General features: G+C 49.0%; 12 protein-coding genes. All 12 read left to right on the top strand.

Annotated elements, in window-relative coordinates; all coding sequences use genetic code 11:
- The first annotated feature begins 4 nt into the window (after positions 1-4).
- The 12 genes from ilvB (at position 5) to EJV45_RS14045 (ending at position 12,726) form a co-directional block, all read left to right on the top strand.
- On the top strand, positions 5-1,756 hold the full coding sequence (gene ilvB, locus EJV45_RS14100; protein WP_129716450.1) for a biosynthetic-type acetolactate synthase large subunit: 1,752 nt from the start codon (positions 5-7) through the stop codon (positions 1,754-1,756).
- Between the two features lie 17 nt (positions 1,757-1,773).
- The gene (ilvN, locus tag EJV45_RS14095) at positions 1,774-2,403 is read left to right on the top strand and encodes an acetolactate synthase small subunit (protein ID WP_129716449.1); all 630 of its coding nucleotides are present in this window, start codon (positions 1,774-1,776) and stop codon (positions 2,401-2,403) included.
- Positions 2,404-2,457: 54 nt separating this feature from the next.
- Positions 2,458-2,931, top strand: a complete 474-nt coding sequence (locus tag EJV45_RS14090) for a DinB family protein (RefSeq protein ID WP_129716447.1) — start codon at positions 2,458-2,460, stop codon at positions 2,929-2,931.
- A gap of 49 nt (positions 2,932-2,980) precedes the next feature.
- Complete coding sequence (ilvC, locus tag EJV45_RS14085; protein ID WP_129716445.1) at positions 2,981-4,462, top strand: ketol-acid reductoisomerase; 1,482 nt, start codon at positions 2,981-2,983, stop codon at positions 4,460-4,462.
- Positions 4,463-4,528: 66 nt separating this feature from the next.
- Positions 4,529-5,944 carry a 3-isopropylmalate dehydratase large subunit gene (gene leuC, locus EJV45_RS14080; protein ID WP_129716443.1) on the top strand — a complete coding sequence of 472 codons (1,416 nt, stop codon included), beginning with the start codon at positions 4,529-4,531 and terminating at the stop codon, positions 5,942-5,944.
- Positions 5,944-6,696, top strand: a complete 753-nt coding sequence (locus tag EJV45_RS14075) for a trans-aconitate 2-methyltransferase (RefSeq protein ID WP_129716441.1) — start codon at positions 5,944-5,946, stop codon at positions 6,694-6,696. The genes leuC and EJV45_RS14075 overlap by 1 nt, the downstream gene beginning before the upstream one ends.
- A 16-nt stretch (positions 6,697-6,712) precedes the next feature.
- A complete protein-coding gene (gene leuD, locus EJV45_RS14070) occupies positions 6,713-7,306 on the top strand; it encodes a 3-isopropylmalate dehydratase small subunit (protein WP_129716439.1) in 594 nt (197 codons plus the stop codon).
- 15 nt (positions 7,307-7,321) lie between these two features.
- The gene (locus EJV45_RS14065) at positions 7,322-8,785 is read left to right on the top strand and encodes an ATP-binding cassette domain-containing protein (protein WP_129716437.1); all 1,464 of its coding nucleotides are present in this window, start codon (positions 7,322-7,324) and stop codon (positions 8,783-8,785) included.
- Positions 8,782-9,873 (top strand): 3-isopropylmalate dehydrogenase, encoded by a 1,092-nt coding sequence (leuB, locus tag EJV45_RS14060; RefSeq protein ID WP_129716435.1) that lies wholly within the window; start codon positions 8,782-8,784, stop codon positions 9,871-9,873. Before EJV45_RS14065 ends, leuB begins: the two co-directional genes overlap by 4 nt.
- A 12-nt stretch (positions 9,874-9,885) precedes the next feature.
- A complete protein-coding gene (locus EJV45_RS14055; RefSeq protein WP_129716433.1) occupies positions 9,886-11,058 on the top strand; it encodes a 2-isopropylmalate synthase in 1,173 nt (390 codons plus the stop codon).
- A gap of 76 nt (positions 11,059-11,134) precedes the next feature.
- Positions 11,135-12,388 (top strand): threonine ammonia-lyase IlvA, encoded by a 1,254-nt coding sequence (ilvA, locus tag EJV45_RS14050; RefSeq protein WP_129716431.1) that lies wholly within the window; start codon positions 11,135-11,137, stop codon positions 12,386-12,388.
- Positions 12,385-12,726: a cupin domain-containing protein gene (locus tag EJV45_RS14045; RefSeq protein WP_129716429.1), complete on the top strand. Its 342-nt coding sequence runs from the start codon at positions 12,385-12,387 to the stop codon at positions 12,724-12,726. Before ilvA ends, EJV45_RS14045 begins: the two co-directional genes overlap by 4 nt.
- Positions 12,727-12,783 lie beyond the last annotated feature (57 nt).

Here is a 12,783-nt window from a genome sequence, read left to right as displayed (position 1 = left end):
GAACATGGAAACTGCACAAGATCTTGCCGTAGCCGGCACAGAAACCAGGCAAGAGCCAGCAAAAACATTTACGGGCAGCGGTTCTCAGGCCTTGCTTAACGGACTCATCGCGGAAGGTGTCAGCACCATATTTGGTTACCCCGGAGGTGCCATCATGCCGATTTACGATGCCCTCTATGATTACAGCGACAGGTTGGAACATATCCTTGTACGCCACGAACAAGGTGGCATTCATGCAGCCCAGGGATACGCGCGCACATCAGGTAAAGTAGGTGTGGTGTTTGCTACAAGTGGACCGGGAGCAACCAACCTGGTTACCGGTCTGGCAGATGCACAGATAGACAGCACGCCGCTTGTCTGTATAACCGGGCAGGTGTTTGCGCATCTTCTGGGCACAGATGCATTCCAGGAAACAGACGTCATCAATATCACTACCCCGGTAACAAAATGGAATTATCAGGTAACAGATGCCAAAGAAATTCCTGAAGTTCTTGCCAAAGCCTTTTATATTGCCAAAAGCGGCAGACCTGGTCCTGTCCTTATCGACATCACAAAAAATGCACAGCTTCAGGTCGAGGAATTCGCCGCTTACCGCAAATGCAACCACATTCGCAGTTACCGGCCCGCCCCGCAGATCAGGCAGGAGTTCATTGCAGAAGCCGCGGCGCTTATCAATGCTGCGAAACAGCCCTTTGTGCTGTTCGGGCAGGGTGTTATCCTCGGAAAAGCAGAACAGGAATTCAAAGCATTTATCGAAAAAAGCGGCATTCCCGCAGCCTGGACCATCATGGGCGAAAGTGCCATACCGACAGATCACCCGCTGAACGTTGGCATGCTCGGCATGCATGGAAACTATGGTCCTAACGTGCTGACTAATGAATGCGATGTGCTTATTGCTATAGGCATGCGTTTCGATGACCGCGTTACAGGCCGCCTGGATAAATACGCTAAACAGGCTAAGATCGTCCATCTCGATATAGATCCCGCTGAAATCGACAAGAACGTAAAGGCTGATGTCGGTGTCTGGGGCGATTGTAAAGCTACGCTTCCGTTACTAACCGCATTGGTCGAGGCGCGCAGTCACGATGCATGGCTGGAACGCTTCCGGTCATACAACAAGGAAGAACAGGATCAGGTGATTACGCCTGAACTGTATCCACAGGGCAAAGAAATGACGATGGGCGAAGTTTTACGCAATATCAATGAAATCACCGGCGGCGATGCGGTCATCGTTACAGACGTAGGCCAGCACCAGATGGTAGCATGCCGTTATGCGAAATTTAACCAAAGCCGGTCAAATGTTACCTCAGGCGGACTTGGAACAATGGGCTTCGGACTGCCGGCCGCGATCGGCGCCAAGTACGGTGCGCCAGACCGGACGGTCATTGCGATTATCGGCGACGGCGGATTCCAGATGACCCCGCAGGAGCTGGGAACAATCATGCAGTTCGGGGCCGCAGTTAAGATCCTGATTCTGAACAACCGGTTCCTGGGTATGGTACGCCAGTGGCAACAGCTTTTTCACGACAAACGTTATTCCTTTGTGAATATCACAAGTCCCGATTTTGTAGCCCTTGCAAAATCCTATTACATCGAGGCCAATCGGGTTGAGGAACGGACTAACCTGCGCGCAGCACTCGAGACTATGATTAACCATGAGGGGTCATATCTGCTCGAAGTAATGGTGGGCAAAGAAAACAACGTATTTCCAATGGTTCCGCAGGGCTGCAGTGTAAGCGAAATCAGGTTAAAATAAAGCAAAAACGAAAGCACATGAGTACCCAAACAATAAGCGGCACATCAGAAAATGAGCATGGTAAAGAAGAATACACGATTACTGTGTATGCTGAAAACCGCATCGGCCTGCTAAACCGCATTGCCATTATCTTCTCGAAGAGAAAAATCAATATCGAAAGCCTGAACACCTCGCCCTCAGAGATCGAGGGGATACACCGGTTTAATATCGTGATCCACGAATCGGCCGAGGTGGTGCGTAAACTTGCACGTCAGATAGAAAAGCAGGTTGAAGTGCTAAAGGTCTATTACAATACGAACAACGAAATCATCTGGCAGGAACTTGCGCTGTATAAAGTTTCAACCGATGAAATTGCTGAAAAGGTAACGGTAGAACGCCTGCTGCGTCAGTATGGAGCAAGTGCTGTGGTGATCAGAAAAGATTATACGGTATTTGCAGTAACAGGACACCGCGAAGAAACTGATGCGCTTGTGAAGGCTCTGGAACCGTTTGAATTAATTGAATTCGTGCGCAGCGCACGTGTGGCGATCATAAAAGACAGTGCAGGCTTTCACGAAAAGCTCAAAGAATTTGAGGCCATGGAACCAGGCGAGGAAGTAATTGAAAATGAATACCTCGATAAAGGCGATAAGATCTTTACCATGTAAAACCGCGGGCCTGCTTACGCAGCAGCCGCCTGAACGTGTTAACTAAAGCAAACAATGAGTACCCAGGTTATAGAAAGAATAATAGAGAACACCCGGATCACGCGTGAGCGTTTTGTAGAACTGCTGGACGGGCTGACCATCGAACAGTTAAATAAAATCCCTGCCGGCTTCGCAAATAACATAGCCTGGAACTTCGGGCACATCGTTGTCAGCCAGCAAGCATTATGTTATGAGCGCGGTGGCTTTATGGCCAGAATAGACCCGGTGTACATTCCCAGATATGTCAGGGGCAGCAAACCTGAAGGTTTCATTAGTGCAACAGAAGTTGCTGAACTTAAAACGCTCGCCTTTACCCTGACAGACACCCTTTCGCGCGATCTTGACGCGGCTACTTTTGCCGGGTTCCAGCCTTTTTCAAATTCGCTTGGCATCAGAATAACTACCGCTATTGAAGCTGCGGCCTATTCGGTCTCGCATGACCACCTGCATCTGGGATACGCGATGGCACAGCGAAAACTTGTACGTTAAACCATTACACTACCGATAATTAAAACTTAAAACCAAATCAACCAATAAAATGGCAAATTATTTTAACACACTACCTCTCAGAGAAAAATTGAACCAGTTGGGCGTATGCGACTTTATGGACAGCGCAGAATTCTCAGACGGCGTAGAAGCGCTGAAAGGCAAAAAACTGGTGATCGTAGGTTGCGGCGCACAAGGCCTCAACCAGGGTCTGAACCTGAGAGACAGTGGGCTGGACATCTCTTATGCGCTTCGGAAAGAGGCAATTGAAGGCAAAAGGGATTCCTGGAAAAATGCTACCGAAAACAACTTCAGGGTTGGAACATATGAAGAACTGATCCCAACTGCCGATCTCGTTATCAATCTAACACCAGATAAACAACATACCAGCGTTGTCAACGCCGTAATGCCCCTGATGAAAGAGGGTTCTACCCTGCTTTATTCTCACGGATTCAACATCGTTGAAGAAGGTATGCAGGTACGTAAAGACATTACGGTTATCATGGTAGCACCAAAATGCCCCGGTAGTGAAGTGCGTGCAGAATACGTTCGTGGCTTCGGCGTGCCAACCCTGATCGCCGTTCACCCTGAAAACGATCCGGAAGGTAAAGGACTTGAACAGGCAAAGGCCTATTGCGTAGGTACCGGCGGCCACCGTGCAGGTGTACTCCGTTCATCCTTTGTTGCTGAAGTAAAATCTGACCTGATGGGTGAGCAGACCATTCTTTGCGGGCTCCTGCAAACCGGTTCGATCCTTTCGTTTGATAAAATGATCGAAAAAGGCATCGAACCCGGTTATGCATCAAAACTGGTTCAATATGGTGTGGAAGTAATTACTGAAGCCCTGAAACAAGGCGGGATTACGGCAATGATGGACCGTTTGAGTAATGTAGCCAAGATCAAGGCGTTCGAGTTATCTGAAGAGCTGAAGGGAATTATGCGCCCGCTGTTTCAAAAACACCAGGATGATATCATGAGTGGCGAATTTAGCCGCACCATGATGGAGGATTGGGCTAACGGCGACCAGAAACTATTAACCTGGCGCGCCGCTACCGGCGAAACTGCCTTTGAAAAAACGCCCGCTGGCGATGTAAGGATCGGGGAGCAGGAGTATTTTGATAACGCACTGCTCATGGTTGCATTTATCCGTGCCGGTGTTGAACTCGCATTCGAGACTATGGTAGAAGCAGGTATCAAGCCTGAATCAGCCTACTATGAATCACTTCATGAAACACCGCTCATTGCCAATACGATTGCGCGCAAGAAACTGTTTGAAATGAATCGGGTAATTTCTGATACAGCAGAATATGGCTGTTACCTGTTCGACCACGCTTGTAAACCGCTGCTGGCAGATTTTATGACCAAAATAGACACAGATGTGATCGGTAAAAATTACAACGAAGGTAAAGACGGTGCCGTTGATAACCGCGAACTGATCAGCGTAAATGACAATATCCGCAGTCACCAGGTAGAACTGATCGGTGCAGAATTGAGAAAAGCTATGACTGCAATGAAGGCGATAAAAACCACCTGATACCACATACCCCTCCCGGTGCCTGCATCGGGAGGTTTTATACTGACTAACTAACAAAACATAAAAATGTCAAAAACACTGGTAGAAAAGATATGGGACGCCCATGTGGTGAAAAGTGAGGAAGGCTTTCCTGACATCCTGTATATTGACACGCATTTAATTCATGAGGTAACAAGTCCGCAAGCGTTTGACGGCCTGCGCAAACGCGGCCTTCCCGTATTCAGGCCGCAACAGACGGTGGCTACAGCCGATCATAATGTTCCTACGGTCGATCAGCACCTTCCGATCAGGGAAGAGCTTTCGCGGTTCCAGGTTGATATGCTTACAAAAAACTGCGCTGAATTCGGTGTGGAACTGTATGGCCTCGGACATCCCTTCCAGGGAATTGTACACGTCATCGGGCCAGAGCTGGGCATTACTTTACCAGGCAAGACGATGGTTTGCGGCGACAGCCATACCTCTACGCACGGCGCTTTCGGTGCCATCGCTTTCGGAATTGGAACCTCACAGGTTGAGCAGGTTCTGGCAACTCAATGCCTGCTTCAGCAGAAGCCAAAGACGATGAAGATCGAAGTAAACGGCACGTTGAATACAGGTGTACGCGCAAAAGACATCATCCTGTACATCATCTCGAAAATTTCGGCCGCAGGCGGTACCGGTTATTTTATTGAGTACGCGGGTACAGCAATCGAGAGTCTAAGCATGGAAGCGCGCATGACCATTTGCAATATGAGTATTGAAATGGGCGCGCGCGGGGGCCTGATCGCTCCCGACCAGATCACTTTTGACTATGTAAAGGGCCGCAAATTTGCACCGCAAGGTGAAGAATGGGATAAGGCGCTTGCTTACTGGCAGACGCTTTACAGCGATGCTGACGCGAAATTTGATCGTGTACTTACGTTTGATGCTGCCGATATAGAGCCGATGATTACCTACGGTACCAATCCGGGTATGGGTATGGGCATTACCCAGCACATACCGGCCACAGGGTCGCAGCCGGAAACAGAGCAGTTCTCATATCAGAAAGCCCTCGACTATATGGGCTTCAAAGACGATGAACCGCTCATCGGTAAACCTGTCGATTATGTATTTATCGGTAGCTGTACGAACTCGCGGATTGAGGATCTGCGGGAGGTAGCCGAATTCGTTTATGGCAGACAGAAAGCCGAAAGTGTTGAAGTTTGGATCGTTCCTGGCTCAAAACAAGTTGAAAAACAAGCTATTGAAGAGGGACTTGACAAGGTATTCGAAGCCGCTGGCTTCAGGCTTCGTGAACCCGGCTGCAGCGCCTGTTTGGGAATGAACGAAGATAAAATTCCCGCAGGAAAATACTGCGTTTCAACATCAAACCGGAACTTTGAAGGCCGCCAGGGCCCTGATGCAAGAACATTGCTGGTCAGTCCGCTGACAGCAGCGGCTGCAGCTATTACCGGCCAAATTACCGATGTTAGAACTTTATTAAATCAACCTGAACTGGCATAATGATCTGGGACAGCAATTTATACGATTCACGTCATCACTTTGTAACTGATTATGGTGCAGACCTTTTACAATGGCTGCAACCGGTGCGGGGAGAATACATACTTGATCTCGGCTGCGGAACCGGACAGCTTACATCCAAAATTGCTCAGACAGGAGCCGAAGTAACCGGCCTCGATGCCTCACAGGAGATGATTACCGTTGCTACGGCTAAACATCCGGAAATTGTATTTAAACAGGCCGATGCAGCCCGTCTTTCCTATTTCGCGCAATTTGACGCAATTTTTTCAAATGCAACCCTGCATTGGATCAAAGAGCAGGAGAAGGTGACCGAAAATATGTTTTCGGCTCTGAAACGCGGCGGGCGGCTTGTTGCTGAACTGGGCGGCAAAGACAACGTTCAAAGCATGATGTCGGCAATTGCCCGGGCTGCAAAAACATTGGGTCTCGAAAAGAAGCTGGTGAGCGATTTCTGGTATTTCCCTTCCGTAGCTGAATACACCACCCTGCTCGAGAAGCATGGGTTCGCAATTGAACACGCCTGGTTATTCGACCGCCCGACAAAGCTGAACGGCGAAGACGGTATGCTCGCCTGGCTTGAACAATTTCCAGCTCAAGCCTTCGAAAAAATGACCCAGGCTGAGAAACAGCGTGTCCAGCAGCAAACCGTCGCCATTTTAAAAGAAACCAATTTTGTTGATGGCGCGTGGGTCGCTGACTATAAACGGCTCCGTATCAAAGCCTGGAAACGTTAAGCAAGACAAATAAGAAATGAAGAAATTTGAAAAACTTACATCGACAGTGGTTCCGCTGCCGATAGAAAATATAGATACCGACCAGATTATACCTGCCCGGTTTCTGAAAGCCACCACCCGCGAGGGGTTTGGCAATAATCTGTTCCGCGACTGGCGCTTCGATGCTCAAAACGAACCTAAGCCGGATTTTGTATTAAATAACTCAATTTATACAGGAAAAATCCTGGTTGCGGGGAAAAATTTTGGTTGCGGAAGCAGTCGTGAACACGCCGCCTGGGCCATACAAGACTACGGTTTTGATGCTGTGGTCAGCAGCTTCTTTGCCGATATCTTCAAAGGCAACGCCCTGAATAATGGCCTGCTTCCGGTACAGGTTTCTGACGCGTTCTTACACGCTATTTTTGAATCCGTTTCCAAAGATCCGAACACTGCAATAGTTATCGACCTTGAAAACCAAACCATCAGCCTGCCGGTAGCAGAGCTGAGTGAAAACTTTGAGATCAATGCTTATAAAAAAGCCTGTCTGATCAATGGTTATGACGACATCGATTTTATTTTGAATCAAAAAGAGCTGATCGAAAAATTCGAAAACGAGCGCGCAAACGCATAACATCACCGAAGCAGCATGGACAGATTAATCCATATACGAGACCTTAAACTGAGATACCAGCAAAATACGGTGTTTGATGGCCTCAACTGGATCATCCGCGAGGGTGAGCACTGGCTGTTGAGCGGACCGAGCGGAAGCGGGAAGACGTCACTTGCTAAGGTTCTTGGTGGTTTGATTGGTAGTCATGGCGCGTTAGATATCCGGTTTGATCCGCTTAGCCCGCTGCCACAGCAGGTGCTGTATGTAGCAAGCTGGTACCAGTTTAAGAACCTGGAAGGTGCGGCAAACTTTTACTATCAGCAAAGGTACACCAGCCTGCAAGCAAAAGACGTGATCAGTGTTCGTGGCGAATTGAACAACTTTGGCGCTGAGCATAGTCTTGATCCCCAGGCAGCCGGTGTGCTGGCAACAGAACTGGGCTTTTCAAAGCTGATGAATGCTACGCTGCTCGAGCTTTCAAGCGGGGAACATAAAAAATTACAGCTGCTGAAAGCGCTCTGGCTGAAACCGCAGTACCTTGTTATCGACCAGCCGTACACCGGTCTGGACAGGGAATCAAGGGAAAAGCTGAACCGGCTTTTTAACCAACTGGCTGCATCAGGCACACAACTGATCATTATCAGTAACCATGCGGGGCTGCCATCATGCATAAATAAATTTGCAGAAATAAGAGACAGACACCTGATAGAAACGAGTGGAATTGGCGAAATACAGGCAGATCACGTGCCTGTTGAGCTTTCGCTGCCCGAGTTTCTTCAGTTACCGCCTGCATACACGTCTGATGAAATCGTCCGTATGGCGAATGTAAATATCAGCTATGGCGACAAACAGGTACTTAAAAACATAAACTGGAAGATTGCGGCAGGTGAGAAATGGCTTTTGCAGGGACACAACGGTTCCGGTAAATCCACGCTGCTGAGTTTGATAAACGGTGACCATCCGCAGTCTTATGCAAACGACATCCATCTGTTTGGCCGCCGCCGTGGCAGCGGAGAGAGTATCTGGGATATTAAACAGCGAATTGGACTTATATCTCCTGAATTGCACTGGTATTTCGATACCAGCACAACCGTTTTTAGCAGCGTTGCGTCGGGGTTCTTTGACAGCATTGGCCTGTATAAGCAGCCCGGGTACAAACAAAGCCGGCAGGTAGATGCTCTGCTTGTTTTCCTGGGGCTTGCGGCCGAACGCAATGCGCCACTGGGCAGCCTGCCTCTGGGTAAACAGCGTCTTGCGCTGCTTGGCAGAACAATTATAAAGAATCCGGAACTGCTGATCCTTGATGAACCCTGCCAGGGTCTTGACGATCAGCAGACAACACAATTTAACCGGCTGGTTGATGCACTTGCCGAAAACGGCCTGACCATGATTTATGTGGGTCATTTCGAATCGGCGCTGCCATCCTGCATACAAAAAAAACTTATACTTGAACAAGGCGAGGTCAAACTTGCCGAAGATTTATTTGAACGCATTTTATGAAGAAACACATCTTAGTTATACCCGGCGACGGGATAGGTCCGGAAGTGACCACCTGGGGAAAAGCCGTGCTTAAGCAAATAGGCGCATCTTTTGGCCATGAATTTTCTTTTGACGAAGCCCTGATGGGGCATGCAGCTATCGAAGCCACAGGAAGTCCGCTGCCTGATGAGACACTTGATAAAGCTAGAAAATCTGACGCCATCTTGTTTGGTGCCGTTGGCCACGCCAAGTATGACAATGATCCTTCTGCAAAGGTGAGGCCTGAGCAGGGTCTTCTTAAAATTCGCAAAGAGCTGGGTCTGTACGCGAACCTGCGACCAATTATGCTGTTTGATGAGCTGTTACAAGCATCAAGCATCAAACCCGAGATCTTACAAGGCACCGATATACTTTTCTTCCGGGAACTGACCGGCGACGTGTACTTCGGTGAAAAAATTCGCTCAGAAGACCGCAATACCGCATCAGATCTAATGATCTACCACCGCTATGAAGTTGAGCGCATCGCACACAAGGCCTACCAGGCAGCGCAGCAACGCAGCAAACGCCTGTGCTCAGTTGATAAAGCAAACGTACTTGAGAGCTCAAGGCTATGGCGCGAGACCGTTCAGGAAATTTCCAAACTGTACCCTGATGTACAAACAGAACACATGTTTATAGATAATGCCGCCATGCAGCTGATCAAAAACCCTAAACAATTTGATGTTGTATTAACTGCAAATCTTTTCGGCGATATCCTGACCGATGAAGCCTCGCAGATCGCCGGATCTATGGGCATGCTCGCCTCGGCCTCAGTTGGTGAAAGTACCGGTTTCTATGAGCCTATTCACGGCTCTGCGCACGATATTGCAGGTCAGAATAAAGCCAACCCGCTCGCCTCTATCCTCTCAGTAGCGCTGATCCTGGAAATCGGGTTCGGTCTGGCCGAAGAAGCGAAAGCTGTTGTAGCCGTTGTTGACCGTGCACTGAAAGAGGGCTACCGTACAGGTGATATCGCAGACGCAGCAACCGATACCAACAAAATTTTAGGTACGGCCGAAATGGGTGCTCTTGTCCTCGGCTACCTGCAAAACAATCAAACAGCAAACTAAACTTTAATAACCATGCTTCACGACCCAAACAAAGTTTATGTATTCGACACCACCCTCAGAGATGGTGAGCAGGTACCGGGATGCCAGCTGGCAACCCATGAAAAAATTGAAATCGCAAAAGCACTGGAGTTACTGGGTGTGGATATCATCGAAGCCGGCTTTCCGGTTTCCAGTCCCGGTGATTTTAACAGCGTGATTGAACTTTCAAAAGCTGTAAGTAATCCGATCATCTGCGCGCTGACACGCGCCAACAAAAATGATATCGACGTGGCCGCAGATGCGCTCAAGTATGCAAAGCGGCCACGCATCCATACCGGTATCGGATCATCTGATTTCCATATCAAACACAAGTTCAACAGTACCCGCGATGAAATTCTTGCCCGCGGCGTTGAGGCGGTGAAATACGCAAAAAAATATGTTGAGGATGTAGAATTTTATGCAGAAGACGCGGGGCGTGCAGATGTGGAGTTCCTTGCCCGTATGGTCGAGGCGGTGATCGCGGCAGGCGCAACCGTTGTCAACATTCCTGACACAAACGGTTACTGCCTGCCTGACCAATATGGCTCGAAAATCCGTTTTCTGAAAGAAAACGTCAGCAACATTGACAAAGCGATTATCTCTGTACACTGCCATAACGATCTTGGCCTTGCTACAGCCAACAGCATAGCAGGCCTCCAGAACGGGGCGCGCCAGGTTGAATGTACCATAAACGGGATCGGCGAACGGGCCGGTAACACATCTATGGAAGAGGTAGTTATGATCCTTCAAACGCACAAAACACTCGGACTGCATACAAATATCGATGCTACCCGGTTCTTCGAGATCAGCCACACGGTGCGGTCGCAAATGAACATGCCGGTACAGCCAAATAAAGCAATCGTCGGTGCAAACGCATTTTCGCACAGTTCAGGTATACACCAGGATGGTTTCCTGAAAAACCGTGAAAATTACGAGATCATCAAGCCGGAAGATGTTGGTTTCCCGTCTGCCGCGATCGTACTTACAGCACGCAGCGGACGCCATGCCCTCAAACACCACCTGGAGCGTCTTGGGCATTCGCCCGATAAAGAACAGCTCGCAGTTCTGTACACGGCTTTCCTGGACCTTGCCGATGCAAAAAAAGACATCAATGATGCTGACCTGAACCAACTCGTTGTTACACACCTGGTCAAAGCAGGCGCATAACTTATCCACTTCAGGCGAACCAGCTTTGAGCGGTTCGCCTGTTTGACAAAAATGGGGTACCGCCCCAAGACGATACATGAAAACCACAGAACCCGCCGTTTCCCTTGATTTTACAGCCGCCGCCGCCAGGCTGCGTGGCATTGTAAAGCGCACACCGCTGGAATTTAATGCAGGCTTGTCTGCGCATTATAATGCAAATATTTACCTCAAGCGGGAGGATATGCAGGTTGTACGCTCTTATAAACTAAGGGGCGCCTACAATATGATCAGCTCGCTTGAACCTGCCGAGGCCCGCAACGGTGTGGTTTGCGCGAGTGCCGGAAACCATGCCCAGGGTGTGGCTTACTCCTGCAAAAAACTGAATATAAAAGGCGTCATCTTCATGCCGGAGATCACACCGAAACAGAAAGTTAAACAGACAAAAATGTTTGGCGGCGAGAACATTGAAGTTGTGCTGGTAGGTGATACCTTTGACGACTGCCTGCGCGAAGCGCTTCAGTATACAGCAGAACATTCGATGAAGTTTGTCCCGCCATTTGATCATCATAAGATTATCGAGGGCCAGGGCACAGTCGGTGTTGAGATCTTTGAAGACCTGCCCGATCTCGATATGATCGTGATGCCGGTGGGCGGCGGCGGCCTGGCAGCGGGAGTATCCAGTTATATCCGGACCGTAAAACCAGATGTCCGGCTGGTTGGCACCGAACCATTGGGCGCTCCCTCGATGAAAGGCGCGCTTGAGAACGATGGACCGCTTACGCTTGAACACATTGACCGCTTCGTAGACGGGGCCGCCGTTAAACGGGTCGGGGAACTAACCTACACCTACTGCCGCTCTCTCCTTGACGAAATGCTGCTCGTTCCTGAAGGAAAGATCTGCACATCGATCTTAAAACTGTATAATGAAGATGCCATCGTTGCCGAACCGGCAGGTGCCCTGTCTATTGCCGCGCTAGACCAGCTGACCGAGCAAATAAGCGGCAAGACGGTTGTTTGTGTCGTAAGCGGCGGGAACAATGACATTGAACGGATGCAGGAGATCAAAGAAAAATCTCTCTTGTTTGAAGGCCTTAAACATTATTTCATTGTACGTTTTCCGCAGCGGCCGGGAGCACTGAAGTTATTTGTATCAAACGTGCTTGGCCCCCATGATGACATTACCCGGTTTGAATTTATAAAAAAGACAGACCGTGAAAATGGACCGGCACTGGTTGGGATTGAATTGAAAGATCCACAGGATTACCAGGGCCTCCTGCAGCGCATGAGAGATTTCAAATTCAATGTAATAGAATTAAATCAGGACCAAACCCTTTTTGAATATCTTGTATGATTGATCCAGGCCAGATTTTTACCGAAGATAACTCGCTCGAATGGCAGCAGGTCGATGCCGGCGTGTCGCGTAAAATAATGAGTTATACACCCGAACTGATGCTTGTTAAGGTGCGCTTTGAACAAGACGCTGTCGGTTACCTGCACCAGCATCCGCATCTGCAGATGAGTTATGTGGCGACCGGGAAGTTTGAAGTTCAGATCGGTGAGGAGAAACGTATCCTGCAAACCGGCGATGTATTTTTTGCACCTTCGGCAGTAACGCACGGCGTGACCTGCCTGGAAGCGGGTCTGCTTATCGATGTCTTTAACCCGGCGCGCGAAGACTTTATTGGCTAAAACTATACAGCTGTCAGAAGCGTTGTCATTTACACAATACAGCGAAAGACGCCGCCA

Source organism: Pedobacter sp. SYP-B3415 (assembly GCF_004138205.1).
Classification (GTDB): Bacteria; Bacteroidota; Bacteroidia; order Sphingobacteriales; family Sphingobacteriaceae; genus Pedobacter.
Note: the sequence above shows the minus strand (reverse complement) of the source record. Positions and strands in the feature narration are given on the sequence as shown.

Coding starts and splice junctions, on each gene's coding strand:
- ilvC (WP_129716445.1), top strand. CDS start 2,981: ATGGCAAATTATTTTAACACACTACCTCTCAGAGAAAAATTGAACCAG.
- EJV45_RS14090 (WP_129716447.1), top strand. CDS start 2,458: ATGAGTACCCAGGTTATAGAAAGAATAATAGAGAACACCCGGATCACG.
- ilvB (WP_129716450.1), top strand. CDS start 5: ATGGAAACTGCACAAGATCTTGCCGTAGCCGGCACAGAAACCAGGCAA.
- leuD (WP_129716439.1), top strand. CDS start 6,713: ATGAAGAAATTTGAAAAACTTACATCGACAGTGGTTCCGCTGCCGATA.
- ilvN (WP_129716449.1), top strand. CDS start 1,774: ATGAGTACCCAAACAATAAGCGGCACATCAGAAAATGAGCATGGTAAA.
- EJV45_RS14065 (WP_129716437.1), top strand. CDS start 7,322: ATGGACAGATTAATCCATATACGAGACCTTAAACTGAGATACCAGCAA.
- EJV45_RS14045 (WP_129716429.1), top strand. CDS start 12,385: ATGATTGATCCAGGCCAGATTTTTACCGAAGATAACTCGCTCGAATGG.
- EJV45_RS14055 (WP_129716433.1), top strand. CDS start 9,886: ATGCTTCACGACCCAAACAAAGTTTATGTATTCGACACCACCCTCAGA.
- EJV45_RS14075 (WP_129716441.1), top strand. CDS start 5,944: ATGATCTGGGACAGCAATTTATACGATTCACGTCATCACTTTGTAACT.
- ilvA (WP_129716431.1), top strand. CDS start 11,135: ATGAAAACCACAGAACCCGCCGTTTCCCTTGATTTTACAGCCGCCGCC.
- leuB (WP_129716435.1), top strand. CDS start 8,782: ATGAAGAAACACATCTTAGTTATACCCGGCGACGGGATAGGTCCGGAA.
- leuC (WP_129716443.1), top strand. CDS start 4,529: ATGTCAAAAACACTGGTAGAAAAGATATGGGACGCCCATGTGGTGAAA.